Annotated in this window: 16 protein-coding genes; 14 read left to right on the plus strand and 2 right to left on the minus strand. The window is 27.8% G+C overall.

All coding sequences use genetic code 11. The annotated features are described in order from the left end of the window. Nucleotides 1-133: 133 nt before the first annotated feature. The 5 genes from JYG23_RS03295 to JYG23_RS03315 all read left to right on the plus strand — a co-directional run bounded on the left by JYG23_RS03295 (nt 134) and on the right by JYG23_RS03315 (nt 8,000). Nucleotides 134-1,357, plus strand: a complete 1,224-nt coding sequence (locus tag JYG23_RS03295; RefSeq protein WP_207237064.1) for an exonuclease SbcCD subunit D — start codon at nt 134-136, stop codon at nt 1,355-1,357. Beyond that, the gene (locus JYG23_RS03300; RefSeq protein ID WP_207237065.1) at nt 1,344-4,826 is read left to right on the plus strand and encodes an AAA family ATPase; all 3,483 of its coding nucleotides are present in this window, start codon (nt 1,344-1,346) and stop codon (nt 4,824-4,826) included. The genes JYG23_RS03295 and JYG23_RS03300 overlap by 14 nt, the downstream gene beginning before the upstream one ends. A gap of 27 nt (nt 4,827-4,853) precedes the next feature. Then, nucleotides 4,854-5,513 (plus strand): HAD family hydrolase, encoded by a 660-nt coding sequence (locus JYG23_RS03305; protein WP_207237067.1) that lies wholly within the window; start codon nt 4,854-4,856, stop codon nt 5,511-5,513. 102 nt (nt 5,514-5,615) lie between these two features. Continuing rightward, the gene (locus JYG23_RS03310; protein ID WP_207237068.1) at nt 5,616-7,181 is read left to right on the plus strand and encodes a transglutaminase domain-containing protein; all 1,566 of its coding nucleotides are present in this window, start codon (nt 5,616-5,618) and stop codon (nt 7,179-7,181) included. Nucleotides 7,182-7,280: 99 nt separating this feature from the next. After that, nucleotides 7,281-8,000 carry a metallophosphoesterase gene (locus JYG23_RS03315; protein WP_207237070.1) on the plus strand — a complete coding sequence of 240 codons (720 nt, stop codon included), beginning with the start codon at nt 7,281-7,283 and terminating at the stop codon, nt 7,998-8,000. 36 nt (nt 8,001-8,036) lie between these two features. Here JYG23_RS03315 and JYG23_RS03320 read toward each other — a convergent pair whose 3' ends face one another. Both JYG23_RS03320 and JYG23_RS03325 read right to left on the minus strand, forming a co-directional pair. Continuing rightward, nucleotides 8,037-8,918, minus strand: coding sequence for a DegV family protein (locus tag JYG23_RS03320; protein ID WP_207237071.1), 882 nt, complete (start codon nt 8,916-8,918; stop codon nt 8,037-8,039). A 125-nt stretch (nt 8,919-9,043) separates the two neighbouring features. Continuing rightward, entirely contained in the window at nt 9,044-9,511 is a 468-nt protein-coding gene (locus tag JYG23_RS03325; protein WP_207237073.1) for a hypothetical protein, read from the minus strand. Nucleotides 9,512-9,728: 217 nt separating this feature from the next. Here JYG23_RS03325 and JYG23_RS03330 point away from each other — a divergent pair, with 217 nt between their 5' ends. The 9 genes from JYG23_RS03330 to JYG23_RS03370 all read left to right on the plus strand — a co-directional run bounded on the left by JYG23_RS03330 (nt 9,729) and on the right by JYG23_RS03370 (nt 20,773). Beyond that, nucleotides 9,729-10,268: an HD domain-containing protein gene (locus tag JYG23_RS03330; protein WP_242631624.1), complete on the plus strand. Its 540-nt coding sequence runs from the start codon at nt 9,729-9,731 to the stop codon at nt 10,266-10,268. Between the two features lie 233 nt (nt 10,269-10,501). After that, complete coding sequence (miaB, locus tag JYG23_RS03335) at nt 10,502-11,821, plus strand: tRNA (N6-isopentenyl adenosine(37)-C2)-methylthiotransferase MiaB (protein ID WP_207237074.1); 1,320 nt, start codon at nt 10,502-10,504, stop codon at nt 11,819-11,821. A 36-nt stretch (nt 11,822-11,857) separates the two neighbouring features. Continuing rightward, entirely contained in the window at nt 11,858-14,536 is a 2,679-nt protein-coding gene (gene mutS / locus JYG23_RS03340; RefSeq protein ID WP_207237076.1) for a DNA mismatch repair protein MutS, read from the plus strand. Between the two features lie 148 nt (nt 14,537-14,684). Beyond that, nucleotides 14,685-16,628, plus strand: coding sequence for a DNA mismatch repair endonuclease MutL (gene mutL / locus JYG23_RS03345; RefSeq protein WP_207237078.1), 1,944 nt, complete (start codon nt 14,685-14,687; stop codon nt 16,626-16,628). 20 nt (nt 16,629-16,648) lie between these two features. Then, nucleotides 16,649-17,584, plus strand: a complete 936-nt coding sequence (gene miaA, locus JYG23_RS03350) for a tRNA (adenosine(37)-N6)-dimethylallyltransferase MiaA (RefSeq protein ID WP_207237080.1) — start codon at nt 16,649-16,651, stop codon at nt 17,582-17,584. Continuing rightward, on the plus strand, nt 17,580-17,834 hold the full coding sequence (gene hfq / locus JYG23_RS03355; protein ID WP_207237936.1) for an RNA chaperone Hfq: 255 nt from the start codon (nt 17,580-17,582) through the stop codon (nt 17,832-17,834). The genes miaA and hfq overlap by 5 nt, the downstream gene beginning before the upstream one ends. A 2-nt stretch (nt 17,835-17,836) precedes the next feature. Beyond that, entirely contained in the window at nt 17,837-19,138 is a 1,302-nt protein-coding gene (locus tag JYG23_RS03360; protein ID WP_207237081.1) for a methionine gamma-lyase family protein, read from the plus strand. 29 nt (nt 19,139-19,167) lie between these two features. Next, entirely contained in the window at nt 19,168-20,076 is a 909-nt protein-coding gene (locus tag JYG23_RS03365) for a PfkB family carbohydrate kinase (protein WP_207237083.1), read from the plus strand. A gap of 145 nt (nt 20,077-20,221) precedes the next feature. Continuing rightward, complete coding sequence (locus tag JYG23_RS03370; protein WP_207237084.1) at nt 20,222-20,773, plus strand: GNAT family N-acetyltransferase; 552 nt, start codon at nt 20,222-20,224, stop codon at nt 20,771-20,773. Nucleotides 20,774-20,890: the final 117 nt, after the last annotated feature.

Consider the following 20,890-nt stretch of genomic DNA (forward strand, 5'->3'; position numbering starts at 1 on the left):
ACACTTTAATTATACCACAAGGTTATAAATTGTAAATATAAAAATTAATATCAGAATTATAAATAAGTTAGTTGAAATTTTACAAAATAAATGATTAAATATATATATACATTAGTATAGGAGGGAATATAATTTGAAAATTTTACATACAGGGGACTGGCATCTAGGCAAAAGCTTAGAGGGTCACAGTAGAATGGATGAACAAGAGCTATTTCTCAATGATTTTGTACAAATAGTCGAAAGAAATAATGTAGACTTCGTAATTATTGCGGGTGATATATATGATAGTAGTAATCCACCAGCTCGTGCTGAGAAAATGTTTTACAATACTTTAAAAAAACTTTCAAAAAATGGGGAGAGGTTGACACTTGTTATAGCTGGAAATCATGATAGCCCGGAAAGACTAGTTGCAGCCGGACCTCTTGCAATGGAGCATGGAATTATAATGGTTGGAACACCAAAAACAGTTGTTGGAATTGGTGAATATGGAAAACATAAAGTTTTGAATTCTGGTGAGGGTTTTATAGAAATTGAAATTAATGGTGAGAGAGCTGTTATATTGACAGTACCTTATCCAAGTGAAAAAAGATTAAATGAAGCTTTGTACGGTGATATGGATTCTGACGAAGAAAGACTTGAAGCATATGGGGATAGAATAAAAGAGTTATTTAATAAATTAAGTAAAAATTATAGAGAAGATACAATAAATTTAGTTGTTTCACATTTATTTAGTATGGGTAGTGAAGAAAGTGGTTCTGAGAGAAGTATTCAGTTAGGTGGAAGCTATATCGTTGATGGAAGTTGTTTCCCTAATAATGCTCAGTATATTGCACTTGGACATGTTCATAAGCCACAAATAGTACCCCATACAGATAAAAGAGCAAGATATTCAGGTTCGCCACTACATTATAATAAAAAAGAAATATCTTTTACAAAAAAATGCTTTGTCATAGATATAGAGGCAGGAAAACAAGCAGATGTTAAAGATATAAATTTTAAAGTTTATAAACCTATTGAAATTTGGAAATGTAATAATTTAGATGAAGCTCTTGAAAAATGCGAAGAAAATAAAAATAGAGATTGCTATGTATATTTAGAAATAAAAACTGATAGCTACATAAAAGAAGATGAAATAAAGGCTCTAAAGGATTTAAAAGATGATATACTTGAAATTACTCCTATAATAAGTGGTATAAATGATGATAATGATGATTCTGTAAGATTATCAGAGCAAACATTTGATGAAATATTTAGAAGTTTTTACAAAAAAGAAAGAGGAGTAGATGCAGATGATGAAATAGTTGAGCTTTTGCAATCTATACTTATGGGAGATGAAAATATAAATGAAACCAATTAAACTTAAAATTAAAGGATTAAATAGCTTCATGGATGAACAGGTTATTGATTTCAATAAGCTTGCTGAACGTGGCTTGTTTGGCATATTTGGCCCTACTGGAAGTGGTAAATCAACAGTTTTAGATGGTATTACATTAGCCTTGTATGGTGAAGTTGCTAGAAAAAGTAGTAATTTTATAAATACGAATATGGGAAACTGCAATGTAAGCTATGAATTTTCTATATCTTCAACAACTTGTAAAAAATATTTAGTTGAAAGAGAATTTAAGATTGATAAAAAGACTAAAAATCCTCGTTCGGGGAAATGTAAGGTAATGGATATAACAAATGCTGAGCCTGTAGTACTTGCAGACAAAGTTACTGATGTAACAGCTGAGTGTATAAAAATAATCGGATTGAATTTAGAAGATTTCACTCGAACAGTAGTTCTTCCTCAAGGGAAGTTTAGTGAATTTTTAAAGCTTGAAGGAAAATCCAGACGTGATATGCTTGAAAGACTTTTCAATTTACAGCAATACGGAGATAATTTATCTAGCAAGCTTTCAAGAGAAATTATATCTAAAAAAGCAGAGAACACTTTTTTAAACGGAAAGCTTTTTGGATTTGAACATATAAACGAGGAGAATTTAGAGAAATTAAAGGCTGATTCATTAAATACTAAAAATGAGTATAATGAAACTTTGCAAAAATCTGAACTTGTAAACAAGAAATTTCAAGATAATCAACAATTATGGAATTTGCAAACTGAGCTAAATAAATATAATATTGAAAAAAATAATATGCTTGAACAAAAAGAGGAAATAGAAAATAACACTAGTAAGGTTAAACTTGCACAAGCTGCATTGAGAGTAGTTCCATATATTCATGCATACAAAAAAACAACAGATGGCATAAAAAGGGTTACAGAACAGTTAGATGATGCAAAAATTGTTTTGTTTAAAACTAAATCGGATAAAATTGAAGCAGAGAATAGACATAATATAGTTAAAGAATTTAGAGAAATAAATGTACCTTTATTAAATACAAAAAAAGATAAAGCTCTTGATGCAATAAATTTATATAAAGAATTAGATAACACAAAACTTGAAATAAACAAACTTAATAAGGAACAAGAAGTCCTTTTAGATGAAATGAGTATAAATTATAATGATTTAACTACTGTTAAGCAACAAATAAAACAAATTGATAAGAAAATTGATGGTTTAGAAAATAAAACTGAAAGCTTAAAGATAAATAATGAGTTTAAACTTGATATAATAAATGGATTAAATCTATCTAAAGATTTTAAAAAATCAAAAAATGATTTCCAAGATAAAACTTCAAGACTTGACAAAATAATTGGTGTTATTGATGAAAGCACTAAAAAATTGCTTCAACTTAAAAAAGAATTAGATAAATTAAATTTAATAATCAATGAAAAGCAAAAATCTTTGAATGAACTAGAAAAAGCAAATCCATGCAGCCAAAATTCACTTCTTGATTTGCAAAAACAAATTACCATTAAACAGGATTTATTTAATAAATATGATACATACAACAAAGATTTATCTAGGTATAGTGAAGAATTTGCTAAATATAATACAGATTTAGAAAAATGCAAATTAACGAGCGAAAATATAGAAAATAACATTTCAATTATTAAAAATTACATAAAGGATGCCGAGGTCGAAATTTTAGCTATAAAATTAAGGAATGACTTAAATAAAACTGGTGTTTGTCCAGTTTGTGGTTCAATAGAACATCATCTAGAAAATGTTAAGCATATAGATGTTTCTAACATAGAAGAATTAAATCAAAAACTCAAAAACTTAGAAAATGAAAAGCTAGCGATTTTAAGAAATATGACTGCATATACTACAAGAATTGAAGATTTAGTAGAAAATATTGAGTACACTAAGAAGCTTATTAAAGATTTAGGAGAAGATTTTAAATCTGTAACAGTAGATGATTTAAAAGCAAAGTTTAATACCGTAAATGAGAGTTTAGATAGGAGTAATGCCTTAAAGGAAGAACTAATTGAATTAAATAACAAAAAAATTTCTGTAGACAGCAATGTTAAAAATATATTAGAAAATATACAAAAATATATTTTAGATAAAGAATTATTGGCAAAAGAATTGCAAATACTAAATAAATCTTTAGAAAAACTTTCAAATAACTATAATAATGTTGCAAGCAAAACAAATGTTCAGGATTTTCAAATGAAATATGAAGAGATTAATGAAATAGAAAAACAAAGAGAAGAATTATTATCAATTATAAAAACTGATAGAGAAAAATCAAATGTTCTAAATCAAAAGCAAAAATTGTTAGAAAATAAATTGAACATCCTCGAACAAAACAAAGTTAAAATAATAGCTACACTCCAACAAAAAAATAATTATATAGATAAAACAAAACAAACTATTATTGAAAAGGTTGGTGATATTGACGATATCAAAGTATATTATAAAGCATTAGAGACAGAAATTGAAAAAATCAATAAAAAATTTAATGCTGCTGAAATTTACTTAAACTCATGTCAACAAAAATATGATTTAGCTAATGAAACATACATTAGAATATCTACTAATCTAAACGAGTTAAATATATCTAAGGATCATGATAAAACATCTATGCAAGAAGCTTTGCTTGAAGAAGGATTTAATACTATTGAAGATGTTAAAAAATGCTACTTAGAGAGACCGGCTGTAAACGAATTTGTTGAAATAATTGAGAAATATAAAAATAATCTTGCCAAAATTGAGGGTTCTATAGAAAGCATTTGTTTGAAAATTAATGATAAGCATATAGACGAGGCTCAATGGATGGAAATACAAAGCTTAAAAATAGAAACAGACAACAAATTAAAAGAAATAAACGAAACAAGAATTAATTTGGATAGAAAACTAAAGGAATTTGAAAAAAAATTAGTTGAAATCAACGATTTGCTAAAGCAAAAGGAAAAATTATCACATCACCTTGCTCTTCTATCGGACTTAGAAAAATTATTTAAAGGTAAAAGATTTGTTGAATACGTAGCTTCCACAAGACTAAAATATATTTCAATTGAAGCAGATAAAAAGTTAAAAGAAATATCATCTGGCAACTACGGACTTGAGGTTGATAAAAATGGGAAGTTTATAATTAGAGATTATAAAAATGGGGGAGTTACTAGAGATGCATCTACGCTATCAGGTGGTGAAACATTTATAGCATCACTTGCACTTGCACTTGCTCTTTCTGCCGAAATACAGCTAAAAGGTACTGCACCCCTTGAATTGTTTTTTTTGGATGAAGGCTTTGGAACACTTGACGATGAACTATTAGAAGTTGTTATGTCATCAATTGAGAAAATTCATAATGACAGATTAAAAGTAGGTATTATAAGCCATGTAGAATCTATTAAAAACAGAGTTCCGATCAAATTAATTCTTACTCCTGCCGAATCTGGCAGAGGTGGAAGTAAGGTTAAGCTTGAAAGAAGTTAAATATAATATTGAAAGGAAGATAATTAGATGCATAAATATAAATGCTTAGTGCTAGACCATGACGATACAGTTGTAAAAAGCACTCCACAAATACACTATCCAGCTTTTATGGAAACACTAAATAAATTGAGGCCGGAATATAAGCTTACATTAGAAGAATTTGTAATGTATAATTTCGAACCGGGTTTTCTAGAAATGTGCTACGACATATTTGGGTTTACTCAGGAGGAAATGAAGTTACAAGAGGAACATTGGATAAAGAAAGTTAATAAAAAAATACCAACCTTCTACGAGGGTATAGGTGAAACAATAAAAAAATTTAAAGCAGATGGAGGAATTATCTGCGTAGTTTCTCATTCGTTTTCTAAAATTATTGTTAGGGATTATGTATCCAATATAAATTTCGAACCTGATATGACTTTTGGATGGGAGTATGAGAATGATAAAAGAAAGCCAAATCCTTTTCCATTACAGGAAATTATGCGAAAATATAATTTGCAACCCAGGGATTTATTGATGGTTGATGATTTAAAACCAGGCTATGATATGGCCAAAAAATGTGGTGTAGACTTTGCATATGCTGGATGGTCATGTAATATCAATAAAATTAGACAATTTATGAAGCAATATAGCGATTTTTATTTTGAGGATGTAGCATCATTTGATGAATTTTTATATAAAAAATAATAGTTTTTTTAAAAATCAAGAACGCAATTTATCTTTACTAATATATGTTTGCTATATATAATTACAGTATAATGATGAAATATTTTTACATTTGGAGGAAATATGAGGATAAGATTTAAAAAAATTTGTTTGTTAATATTAATATTAGTTATTCTAATGTTTAATACTGTTTACGGAGTAGAATATGAATCATTTTATAGTTTTAATATAACTAATAGTCCAGATAATTATATTACTTTTAATATTGATGGAAATACATTAACTATTGATGGAAAAATTTTAGTACCTAAAAATCAAAACTATGCAATGATTAAAATCAATAATTCTAAAGAAGTAGTTGATTTAAATTCAAACAAAGAATTTACTTATAAATATAATCTATCTTCACTAACAAGTGATATTGTTGAATTAGAATTGTATTTTTCAAATACAAAATATGGTACATATCAAGGCATTATAAATGGTAAAGATATAGTTTTACTTAATCAAAATAATAAGTGGAAATTTATTTCAAATAAAATGGTATATCAAAATAATAATAATATAAAAGAAGGCTGGATTAACCCAGTAAATTGCCTTCATAGTGATTTTGAAAGCGAACTAAAAGACTTAGTAAATAATATAATAAAGGGTGCAAAATCAGATTATGAAAAAGCATATCTAATACATAACTGGGTTAGCGAAAATATTTATTATAATTTGGACTATTATTATAATCAACTTACAGAAGACATAGTTTATGACACCATATCAGTTATAAAAGAAAGAACTACTGTTTGTGAAGGATATGCTAATTTAACAAATGATTTGATGAGAATTGCAGGCATTCCCAGCATTAAAGTTACGGGTTATGCCTTGGGTATGTCAACAAATGGGGCATGGAATGAAAGCACAGAAAAAATCAGTGATTCTAATCACGCTTGGAATGAAGTTTTTATAGATGGCAAATGGATTATGATTGATACCACATGGGATTCCGGTAATGACTATACTGATAATAAATTTAACTATGGTGGATTAAGATTTCCTAGATATTTTGATACTTCGTTAGAATATTTCTCAAATAGTCATAAAATTTTGTCGAGACCATACGCTACTTTAACAAATACCCCTGCTAATTGGGCAATTAAAGAGGTTTCTGTAGCTCTATCTAAAAATTTAATACCTTATACAATTCAAAGTAAATATAGTAACAATATTACTCGATTAGAATTCTGTGAAGCTATAGTAAATATGGTTGAAGAAAAAACTAATTCATCAATTGAAAAAATAATAGCTCAAAATTCTTTAATTATTAACTATGAAAAATTTAAAGATACAAAGGATATTAATGTTCTTTTTGCCAATACTTTAGGTATAGTAAATGGCAAGTGTGAATATTTCGATACAAAGGGTTTTATTACGAGGCAAGAAGCAGCAGCAATGTTGCAAAGAACTGCAAAGGCTTTAGGTATGGATGTAAATATAGAAAATAATTTGACATATAATGATAGTACATCAATTGCTAATTGGGCAGTTGATGCAGTAAACTTTGTTTCAAACGTTAGGGATAAAGAGAACAACAAAGCATTGATGAATGGAATGCAAGACAACACATTTTCACCAAAAAACTACTATACAAGGCAACAAGCTATCATTACAATTGTAAGACTTTTTAATTCACTTTAAATAGTATGAAATAAAGAAATACATATTTTTAACTTTACACGTATAATTTTTTTATTTAATGTAATAATTATATAAGTAATATAAGGGATGTGATTACATATGAAAATTGGAATAATGACTGATATACACAATAATATAATAGCATTAGAAGAAATTTTAAAAGTTTTTGAAAAACTAAAATGTGATAAAATAATTTGCTGCGGAGATATAATTGGAATTGGACCTGAACCTGAAAAATCCATCAAAAAAATCATGAGTATACCCAATTTAATATGTGTATGTGGCAATCATGAAGGGTATTTAACTAAAGGAATAACAAGAGATTATTTACCAAAAATGTATGGGAATGAAGTAGCACACCATGAGTGGGAACATGGATTGTTGAGTGAAGAGTCAAAAAACTTTATTAAAAATTTACCAAATTCAATTAGTATTAATTTAAATGGTTTGAAAATATATATATCACATTATGCTCTTGATAATAATAGTAACTGCTTATGTATCTGTCCAAAGCCAACTATTTTAGATTTGCAAAAAATGTTTAATTACATTGATGCGGATGTAATATTGTATGGACATGACCATTTTGGTTCAATTATTAAGAGTGACAAAACGTATTATATAAACTGCGGCTCACTTGGTTGTCCAGGAAAACTTAAAAACATTGCAAAAGCAGCTATTATAAATATTAAAGATAACGATATAGTACTTGATAATTTAGAAATTGAATATGATGTCGAAGAGGTTGTATCAAAAATAAAAGATCTTAAGTATCCTGCTTATGAAGAAATTATTAAAATGTTCTATGGAATTAAGTAGATTTTTATATTATCTTTAAACCTCTTTTTCGCTATCCTATCTTTTTCCTCCAATAAAAAATAAAGCGACTGTGCCGGGGCCAGTGTGTGAACCAATTACAGTGCCTACACTGTTTATCATTACCTTCCCGTTTAAATTTTTAAAAGTGGCTTCAATCAAGTCAGCCACTGCACGTGCGTCATTTAAACAAGCAGAATGCGAGATAAAACATTTACCACTGTAGTTTAAACCATTCTGAGCATTGACTTTCATTTTTTCTACAATTTCATAAATGACTTTCTTTTTTGACCTGATTTTCTCTCTCGGAATCAAATGTCCCTTATCATCCATGTTTAAAAGAGGACAAATACCTAAAATTGTACCAAATAATCCTGCTGTTTTAGAGATTCGACCACCTTTTATATATGATGTTAAATCTGTTGAAAAAAACCAGTGATGAATAAGTAACTTATTATTTTCTGCCCATTTGTGAACTTCTTCATAAGATGCACCATTGTCCCGCATATCTGTCAGCATTTCAATAAGAAGCCCATAACCCGAAGATGCTCCCAAAGAATCGACAATTTCAATTTTTCTATTTGGATATTTGTTTAAAAGATCATTTTTGGCAATGTTTGCCGAATTATAAGCACCGGATAAACCAGATGATAAACTTACATGTAGTATGTCTTTCCCAGCTATTAAAAGTGGTTCAAAAAACTCTATAAACTCCTGAACATTAACCTGAGAAGTTGTAGCTTGGGAACCAGTAGAAATTTTTTCATAGAATTCCTTATAAGGCATAGACTTCCCCAAATCATCCTGATATTGTTTCCCGTCTATACTAAAATGAAAACATACATACTGTATAGACTTTTCCTGAAAATATTCATTCGGCATATCTGCTGTTGAACAGCAGGTTATAGCATATTGTTGCATAATTTTATTCTCCTATTAGAAATCACGATTGCTTCTGTTTGAAATTTAGAAGCTTTACTCATTATATATTATATCCTTCCAATAAGTCAATCTATACTGACATTAGAGTCAATAAACATACTTTCTTAAGTAAGTTTTTTAATATTATAATACGTAGTAAGTATTTTCTTTATATCCATAGGTGTTTCTGATTCTAAATATAAAGTATTTTTTTCTCCCAAATACAGAGATTTAATATCTACGTAGCTGGAAAGGGTACAGTAAATATCTTCAAGTATTCCTATTGGCGTTTTTGAAGCCCTGATGCTTGTAATAATTTTTTCATTATATGAAATGTTGCTGTTATCTAATATTTTTCGTGTAGAAACAATAATATCCTTAGTTTGAATGTAGTCACAGCCTACAATAAACTTATATACATTCTGATTACCACCGTTATAAAGAAACAAAAATCCATCTATATTAATATTTTGTTCAGCAATTGATTTTAGTAAATTGCATATATTTGCATTACTTAAAACAACTGTAAACTGAAGCTTATAATCTATATCTAAATTAATATTTTCTGAATTTTTCTTTTTTAATATATTCATCAACTTCTCCCCCTTAAATATATGTATATAAAATGATATGTTTTTTAGTTATAATTGTTACAGTTTGCAAGTTTCTAAAATAATGTAATTCATAAATAATTAATAATAATTATATGAAAAATTAATTGTATAGATGTATAATTTAAATGATTTATTGTATAAATTATGTAAATCTTGCTATAATAATAATAGACTTTTATTGAGGAGCACTAAATCATTGAAAATACTTAATTTATTTAAAAATAAAGTAAAATTTCCACCAGAACAGTTAGAACAACTATTTTATGCTTATGCTATACCTATCCTGAAAAATAAAAATATGATGACTACAAAGGAATATTGCCAACATGGAAATACATCGTGTTATTTGCATAGTATTTCTGTTGCATATTATAGTTTAAGACTTGCTAACGTACTGAGATTAAATTATGATTTAGAGAGTTTGATTAAGGGAGCACTTTTACATGATTATTTCTTATATGACTGGCATAAAAAAAGCAAAAATCACAGATTACATGGGTTTTCCCATCCAGTAGTTGCACTAAAAAACGCAAAAAAGGAATATGTATTAAACGATATAGAAACAGATATAATAATAAAACATATGTTTCCATTAACAATTTTACCTCCAATATATAAAGAAAGCATTTTAGTTTGCTTAGTTGATAAAATTTGTAGCATTAAAGAGGTTTTTTACTTTGGATTACAGAAAATATATCATATTGAATTAAAGATAAACTTGTATACCACTATATAGTTTACATAGTGGAAATTATGTAAACTATTTCATAAAACCATAGGGATATTTTAAAAAATTCTGACTTACATTTATCTTCTATGGTTTTTATTATGCATAAAAATTATCATTATATAGACATATACATGTATAGCAATACTTGCAAAATAAGTTTCTTATTGAAGAAATTTGTTTATAATGATATAATATTTTAGATATAATATTTTGTGTATTTACACATCGGAGGAAATTTTATGAGTAAAACTTTTCATATTTTAACATACGGCTGCCAAATGAATGAACACGATTCAGAAAAAATATGTGGTATGTTAAATTCAATTGGATATAAAGAGATAGATAATAACAATGCTGATTTGGTTATATTAAATACTTGTTTAATTAGAGAGAACGCAGCACAAAAGGTTTTCGGAAAATTAGGAGAGCTTAAAGGCTTGAAAAGAAATAATCCTAATATGTTAATTTCAGTTTGTGGATGCATGATGCAAAAAGATGATGTAAGAGAGAAAACTCTTAAGCAATGTCCATTTGTAGATATAATTTTTGGTACTAACAATATACACGAATTACCTGAATTGATTAAGAAAGCTCAAACTGAAAAATTAAAAGCTGTTCATATTATAGAAAATACAGTTGAAATTCATGAGGAAATGCCTAAAGTTCGTAAATATAAACATAAAGCACTGATTAATATTACTTATGGTTGCAATAATTTTTGTACTTATTGTGTAGTTCCTTACACAAGAGGTAGAGAGAAGAGTAGAGAACCAGAGGATATTTTAGCAGAAATCAAAGATTTAGCATCAAATGGCTGCAAGGAAGTAACATTACTTGGACAAAATGTGAATTCATATGGCAATACATTGTCTAGAGATTATAGCTTCGCTGATTTACTGTATGATATAAATAAAATTGATGGAATTGAATTTATCAGATTTATGACATCACATCCAAAAGATTTATCAGATGATTTAATAAAAGCAATAAAAGAATGCGATAAAATATGTAATCATGTTCATCTTCCTGTTCAATCGGGTAGTACAAAAGTGCTTAATGAAATGAATAGAAGATACACTAAGGAACACTATTTAGGCTTAGTTGAGAAAATAAGAAGAGAAATACCTGACGCGGCAATAACTACAGATATTATTATTGGTTTTCCTGGTGAAACAGAGGAAGATTTCTTAGAAACTGTTGATTTAGTTAAAAAGGTAAAATATGAATCGGCATTTACGTTTCTATACTCTATTAGAGAAGGAACAAAAGCCGCAACTATGGAAAATCAAATACCTGATGATATAAAACATGATAGATTTAATAGATTACTTGAAGAATTATATCCAATCGTTCTTGACAAAAATAAAGAATGTATAGGTAAGACATATAGAATCCTTATAGATGGAGTTAGCAAAAACTCAGATGATTATTTAACTGGTAGATCTGAGCATTTTAGACTTGTTCATTTTAAAGGTGATAAAAGCTTAATTGGTAAAATTGTAAATGTTAAAATAGATAGTGCAAAGACATTTTTCTTAGAGGGAACTATTCAAAAATAAATTTTAATAATTGTTAATGCTTGGAGGGAGATTTTCATGGGATGTAAAGTAACGCCTATGATGCAACAATATTTAGATCTAAAAGAAAATTATAAAGATTGTATCGTTTTATATAGACTTGGTGACTTTTATGAAATGTTCTTTGACGATGCTTTAGTAGCATCAAAAGTGTTAGAGATTGCGTTAACAGGCAGAGATTGTGGATTAGAAGAGAGAGCTCCAATGTGTGGTGTTCCTCATCATGCTATAGATAATTATATACCAAAGCTTATTGAAAATGGCTTAAAGGTTGCCATTTGTGAACAAATGGAAGACCCAGCAACGGCAAAAGGAATAATAAAAAGAGATGTTATTAGGGTTGTAACGCCAGGTACTATCACAGATCAAAATATGCTTGATGATAAATCCAATAACTATTTACTTTGCATATACAAGGTTAATAATGGCTTTGGTTTAGCATATGTTGACGTTTCTACAGGTGATTTACTTGTAACTGAATATGACGAGGTAAATACTGCTGTGTTGACAGATGCACTTATTGGTGAAATTATTAAAATTAATCCATCAGAAATAATTTCAAATTGTCTTATTCAAAATAATATTGTAAATAATAAAATCAATTGTATTAATAAGATTAATAATTTTGAGGAATACAAGCACCTAATTTTAAAACATTTCAATATAGTATCATTAGATGTATTCGGAATTTCAGATAATAAAAATTCTATTATGTCACTTGGAATGCTGATTGAGTATTTATATAGTACTCAAAAGATTTCACTAGACCACATCAATAAAGTTCAAAATTATAAAATTGGTGACTATGTACTTTTAGATAGTAGTACAAGAAAAAATCTTGAACTATCTGAAACAATTCGTGGTAAAAAAGGACAAGGTACTCTTTATCATGTACTTGATTATACTATGACTGCGATGGGTGGTAGACTTCTTAAAAAATGGATAGAAGAGCCATTAAGAAATAAAATTTTTATCAATGAAAGACTTGATGCAACTTCTGAGCTATATGAAAATGTACTGGTATCTAATAATATCAAAGAATACATGAAAAAGATTTATGATATTGAAAGGCTTATTGGAAGAATTGTTTATGGTAATTGCAATGGACGTGATTTAATTGCTCTAAAGCAGTCAATATCTAATTTACCAGACTTTAAATCAGAGTTATCATTTACAGAATGTAAAGTAATAAAAGATATATATGAGAAGTTTGACGTATTAGAGGATATTTTTGATTTACTTGATAAATCAATCATCGAAGAACCTCCTATTTCTGTCAAAGAAGGTGGAATTATAAAGAGCGGCTTTAATGCTGAATTAGATGAAATAAAAGAAGTATCTATAAATGGTAAGGCTTGGATTAGCAATTTACAAAATACTGAACGTGAAAGAACAGGCATCAAAAATTTAAAAATTGGTTATAATAGAATATTTGGTTATTTTATTGAAATTACTAAATCAAATATTAAAAACGCACCGGATTATTATACTAGAAAGCAAACTCTTGCTAACTGTGAGAGATTTGTTACTCCTGAATTAAAAGAAATGGAATCTAAGATTTTAAATGCTGATGAGCAAATTATGAAACTTGAGTATAATTTGTTTTTAGAGGTTAGACAATATATCAAAGAACAAATAACTCGTATTCAAAATACAGCACATAATATTGCAATAATTGATACAATCAATTCACTATCAATTGCAGCTGTAAAAAATAACTATGTTAGACCAAATATAAACACTTCTAATCATATAAATATAATTGACGGTAGACATCCTGTTATTGAAAAAATTATTAAAAATGAAATGTTTGTTCCTAATGATACTCATATTGATAATAACAAGCTTAGAATGTCAATAATTACAGGTCCTAACATGGCTGGTAAATCAACTTATATGCGTCAAGTTGCTTTAATTGCTCTAATGGCACATGTTGGAAGCTTTGTTCCAGCAAAAGAAGCAGATATATGTATTGTAGATAAAATTTTTACAAGAGTTGGTGCAAGTGATGATTTAGCTCAAGGTCAAAGTACATTTATGGTTGAAATGTCTGAGGTTTCTAATATTTTAAATAATGCTACGAAAAATAGTTTATTAATTCTTGATGAAATAGGCAGAGGAACGAGCACGTACGATGGACTTAGTATAGCATGGTCTGTTGTTGAATTTATTACTAAAAATATTGGTGCCAAAACTTTATTTGCTACACATTATCATGAGTTATCAGAACTTGAAGAAAAACTTGATTGCATAAAAAATTACAGAATACTAATCAAAGAGTCCGGCGATAAGATTACATTTCTTCGTAAAATAGCAGAAGGTAGTGTTGATAAAAGTTATGGCATACAGGTTGCTAATTTAGCTGGACTACCAAAAGAAGTTATAAATCGTGCAAAAGAAATACTTAATCAGCTTGAAGAAAATGATATAAATAAATCATTAATTGAACATTTAGATGTAAATACTTCTTGTGCAAATTCTATAAATAGAATAGAAGAAGATGTAAATATCAATAATGTTAATGAAAATAGTACTCAAATATCAATATTCGGTGATATTCCTGTTCCGAAATTAAGTGATAGCTATAAAAACTTTGTTGATAAAGAAATTAAAAATATTGATATTAATTTGTTAACTCCTATGGAAGCAATGATGATATTAAATAATATAATTAAAAAATCAAAGAAAATTAAATAGCTAGGCTAAATTGCTAAAGGAATAAAAGGTTTTATACATAATAGATATTGTGTATTTATAAATAATTAAAGCAACTAAAAGCCTACTATTAATTAGAATAGTAGGCTTTGTAATTTATAAAAAGTTATTAAACTAAAGGGTGATATATATGAATTGTTTAATTAAACAGTTAGAAAATAGCACAATTAATAAAATAGCAGCTGGGGAAGTTATTGAAAGTCCTAAATCAATAATAAAAGAATTAGTAGAAAACTCTATAGATGCTAATGCAGATGAAATTATAGTTGAAATAAAGAATGGCGGTAAAAAGTTTATTCGTATAACTGACAATGGTGTTGGTATTGATAAAAACCAGATTGAAGATGCTTTTAAAAGACATTATACAAGTAAAATTACTACTTCTGAAGATTTAGATTCATTACATACATTAGGGTTTAGAGGTGAAGCATTAGCTAGTATTGCAGCTGTTTCTAGAGTTGAGGTTATAACTAGAACTGCAAATGAGGACTATGGAACTAAAATTGCCATTGAGGGTGGAAAAACAGTTTTAAAAGAAGATATAGGATGCCCAATTGGAACTACTTTTATAGTAACTGATTTATTTTACAATATACCTGCAAGGTTAAAATTTCTGAAGAGTGATATTTCAGAGAGCACAAAAATAAATGAAATCGTTTTATGCTTGGCATTAAGTACTAAAAATGTTTCATTTAAATACATAAACAATAATAATACAACATTTAAGACTCCAAAATCAGACAATATGTTAAATATACTATCTAGTCTTTATGGAAGAGATTTAATAAATTCTCTTATTGAAGTCAATCATGAAAATGAATTTATGAAGATTACAGGATATACATCTAATCTTAACTATTATAGGGGCAACAGAAAATATCAACTATTGTTTGTTAATGGTAGATATGTTAAGCACAATAGGGCAAATTTCTTTATAGAAGCTGCCTATAGAACATTGTTACCCAAAGATAAACATCCCGCTTGCTTTTTATGTATAGATATAAATACAAATTTAGTTGATGTAAATGTTCATCCCGCAAAAACTGAAATTCGTGTTAAAGAGGAAGAAAGATTTCTTGGTGAAATTAAAAATGCAATTTATAAAGCACTTAGAGAAATTAATTTAGTTAAAGAAGTAAAGAGTGAAAATATTGTGAAAAAAGCATCCGTTATTAATAACGAAAACAATATTACAATTGATGAAATTTTTGAAAATTCTGATAGCACTAAAATTATTGATTTAAATGATGATAATTTTAAAATTTCTACAGAAAATAAAGAAAATATAAAATCTATAACTAATAATGATATATTTAGTGATGAAGTACTTAAAGATTTTGACTCAAGTACAAAAGATTTAATCAAAATTGATGAAAATATTAATATCATAAAAGAAGACAAAGATAATTATGATTTAAATGTATCTAATGAAGTTGTTGAAATTATAGATGATAAAGAAAGCTTAAATCATGTTGACAAGGATACAATTTCTAATTTAAGATATATCGGAATGCTTTTTAAGACATATATTTTATGTGAGAGCGAGCAAACAAACGAATTTTATATGATTGACCAACATGCAGCACATGAGCGTATAAATTACGAAAAATATTTAAATCAAATTGAAAATAGAAACATAATTTTACAAGAATTGCTGATACCCGAAGTTATAAATTTATCATATGAAGATTATTATTTCACTATAAATAACAAAGATTTTTTCGAAAAAATTGGTTTGCCTATTGAAAGCTTTGGAATTAATGATATACTGATTAATAGTGTGCCTTTAATTTTTATTGATGTAAATATAAAATATTTATTTTATACTATTTTAGATTCAATGAAAGAAACAGGAAAAAATAGTAATTTGGATTTTGAATTGAATAAAATAATCAAAAATGCATGTGTTAGTTCTGTTAAATCAGGCGACAATTTGCATAACTTAGAAATTAAAAAGTTAATTGGGGACCTTGCAAATACAAAGAGTCCATATACTTGTCCACATGGTAGACCTACAATAATAAAAATGACAAAATACGAAGTAGAGCGTATGTTCGAACGAGTACAGATATAAATATTTATAATGGAGTAATGATGAACAATAAAATTTTAGTAATTGTTGGACCAACAGCTGTTGGTAAAACACATGTTTCAATTGAATTAGCAAAAAAATTTAATACAGAAGTTATTTCAGCAGATTCTATGCAAGTTTATAAACATATGAATATAGGTACTGCTAAAGTCACAGAAGAAGAAGCTTGCGGAATTAAGCATCATATGATTGATTTAATCGAACCTGATGAAGCATTTTCTGTTTCCGATTTTAAAAAACAAGCGGAAAAACATATTGATAATTTGCTAAGAAATCATAAGTTACCTATAATTATAGGCGGAAGTGGATTATATGTTAATTCGCTAATTTATGATTTAAATTTTGGCAATGTGAAATCAGATGAAAAGGTTAGACAATATTATGTAGGTTACTATAACGAACATGGTAAAGATAAATTATATGACCTTTTAAAAAAAGTCGATATAGAAGCTACTATTAAAATTCATAAAAACAATGTAAAGCGTGTAATAAGAGCACTTGAAGTTTGTGAAATGACCGGTAAAAAGTTTTCAGAAATGAATACTAATATAAGAAAACCAAGTGATAAATATGAGTGTGTTATAATTGGTTTGTCAATGGATAGAGAACTTTTATATCAGAGAATTAACAAAAGAGTTGATATTATGGTTGAAAGCGGATTAATTGAAGAAGTTCAAGAGTTGCTCAATAAAAATTATGATAGAAATTTAGTTTCATTGCAAGGAATAGGGTACAAAGAAGTAATAGATTATCTAGATGGGAAAATATCAAAAGAAGAATCTATAGAAATATTAAAAACAAATACGAGAAGATTTGCTAAAAGACAATTTACTTGGTTTAATGGCGATACTAATATTAAATGGTTTGATTTGTCTAATTTATATGATATAGATATGCAGATTAATAATATATACGAATACGTATTGGAAGGAAATTAATATGAGTAATTTTAATTTACAAGACTCTTTTTTAAACAATGCTAGAAAAGAAAAGAAAAAGATATCTATATTTTTAGTAAATGGATATAAAATTAATGGGATAGTACAAGCATTTGATAGCTATGTTATACTTTTACAGGTTGATAATTCACAACAACTTGTATATAAACATTCTATATCAACTATCATACCTAAAGGTGAAGTTAAATTATTTAATGAACAAGTTATTAACATAGAAGAAATGGAGTAATTATGCTAACTAAAGAAATATTGAACAGAGATTTTGGTATTAGTAAAAAAGTTTTTAATTATGTAACGCAGATAGAAGAAAAAGTTAAAGAAGAACATTTTGCAGAAATTGATAAGATTAGAGAAGCTAATCAATATAAAGTTATTGCTGCAATGCAAGAAAACAGATTGGATTATACGCATTTTTATTGGAATACAGGATATGGATATGGTGATGTAGGTCGTGAAAAAGTTGAAAGTATTTTTGCTTCAGTTTTCCATACTGAAGATGCTCTTGTTAGACCTTCTATAGCTTCAGGAACACACGCTTTGTATTTAACACTTTCATCAATATTACAATATGGAGATGAAGTTATAGCAGTAACAGGTAAACCGTATGATACGTTATTGACTGTACTTGGTGAGGAAAATAATGAGCCTTGTAATTTGAAAGAGCAAGGTGTTTTATATAAAGAAGTTGCATTATTTGAAGACGGCAGCATAGATTGTGATACAGTTATTAAAACAATAACTGGCAAAACAAAACTTCTTATGTTTCAACGTTCTACAGGCTATAGCTTTAGAAAGGCATTTACCGTTGAACAACTTAAAGATGCAATAGATAAAATAAGAAAAGTATATCCACACATTTGCATAATGGTAGATAATTGTTATGGTGAATTTATCGATACAAGTGAACCTTCTGAAGTTGGTGCTGACGTAACTGTAGGCTCTTTAATTAAAAATCCAGGTGGTGGAATTGCCTTGTCTGGAGGATATATTGTTGGTAAAAAAATAATAATTGATAGAATAGCCAATAGACTTACTGCTCCTGGGGTAGGAAAAGAAATAGGATTAACTTTTGGCACAACAAGAAATACACTTCAAGGATTGTTTTTTGCACCACATATTGCTAGTGAAGCACTTAAGGGAGCAATACTATTTGGTGCTGTATTTAATTCACTTGGATATGATATTATTCCAAAATTAACTGACAAAAGAAGTGATATAATACAAGCAATTAAATTTAAAAATCCAGAATTGGTAATAAAAATATGTCAAGCTATTCAGTCTGCTTCACCAGTTGATGCACATGTTACACCAGAGCCTTGGGACATGCCAGGTTATACAAATCAAGTTATTATGGCATCTGGAGCATTTGTTTCAGGTTCATCGATTGAGTTAAGTGCAGATGCACCAATTAGAGATCCGTATATAGCTTATATACAAGGTGGATTATTTTATGATCACTCAAAGCTTGCGGTTATGCTATCTTTACAACAAATGTTAGAGTTAGATAATATAGAAGCAAAAATAACAAAATAAGAATTCAACTAATATGGAGTACTTTAATTATGAAAAAGGTTTTAGTAATAGGATCAACGGTTGTAGATATTATCATAAATGTAGATTTTTTACCATCAACAAAACAAGACGTGCATGTAATTTCACATAAGATGTCTTTAGGAGGATGTGCCTACAACGTTTCTGATGTTTTACGTCACTTTAAAGTTCCTTACATTTTATTTTCACCTGTAGGAACAGGAATATATGGAAATTATGTTAGAGAGAAATTACTTGAGAAAGGTGTTCCTTCTCCAATACCAATAGCAGAAATAGAAAATGGATGTTGTTATTGCTTTGTTGAACCATCTGGAGAGAGAACCTTTATTTCAAACCATGGTGCAGAGTATTTAATTTATAAAAAGTGGCTTGAACAAATTGATATGTCACAAATATCTAGTGTTTACATATGTGGATTAGAGATAGAAGAAAAAACTGGTATAGACATTGTTGAGTTTTTAGAAGATCACAAAAATGTTCAAGTTTATTTTGCTCCAGGTCCAAGAATAAATAAAATACCAAAACAATTACTAGATAGAATATTCAAATTATCACCAATATTACATTTGAATGATGATGAGGCTTTAGGATACACTAAGAGCGGTAATTTGCTTAATGCAGCAGAAATAATTAACAAGAAAACTAACAACACAGTTATAATAACTTGCGGAAGTGAGGGAGTCTATTATTATAACAATAATATATTAAATAAAATAGATGCATTTAAAGTAGAGCAAATTGATACAATCGGAGCAGGGGATTCACATATAGGTGCTACAATAGCAAGTATAAGCAGAGGAAATAATTTAGAGACTGCTTTATCCAATGCAAATAGAGTTTCATCTGTAGTTGTAAATTCAAATGGTGCATTGTTATCTGATGAAGCATTTAAAGAAATTAAGAAGGATATTCAAGTATAATATTGTACAAAATATCAAAAAAACACTAAATATATAGTATATATAAATATTATATCTAAACTTGAATCTTTTCCCAAACAATAATATAGTATTTAGTAAACATAACCTCCTAAAAAATAAAAAATTAATGAGAAAGAGGAATTCAATGTTATTAGAAAAATCTGTTGAAATTAAAGAATTAAATCTTTATGAAATTAATAAAACTTTACTAGATAATTTTAATCGTTATCAAAAAGTTGAGCGTTGTTGGAGAAAAGATAATAACAAGTGGATATTAAAGGATAATCCATTTATTGAAAACTGGGATAATGAAAAGAAACAACAAATAATTAGTTGGTTATATGACTGTAAACAGCAAGGTGACATAGTATTAGCGGTTTTCTATGATAATAAATTGATTGGTTTCTCATCTTTAGGAAATACATTATTTGGACAACATAAAGAATACATTGAACTCAAAATGTTACAAATATCTTATGAATACAGAAACAAAGGTATTGGGAAAAAATTATTCTTTTTATCTGTTAATAAAGCAATAGAAAAAGGTGCAAAAAAATTGTATATTTCAGCACATTCTTCAGAAGAATCCCAAGCATTTTATAAGTCTATTGGCTGTATCGAAGCACAAGAAATTAATACACAAATTGCTGAGAATGAACCTTTTGATTGTCAAATGGAATATAATTTAACCTATTAATTTCTCTAAATTTTTTTATTGTATGATAATTAATGTTATAATTATCATACATATTTATTGCATACATGTATAGTATTGTAAAGTATTATTATTTTACTTTTTTTAAGGGGGATTATA

It is taken from the genome of Sedimentibacter sp. zth1, assembly GCF_017352195.1.
Taxonomy (GTDB): Bacteria; Bacillota; Clostridia; order Tissierellales; family Sedimentibacteraceae; genus UBA1535.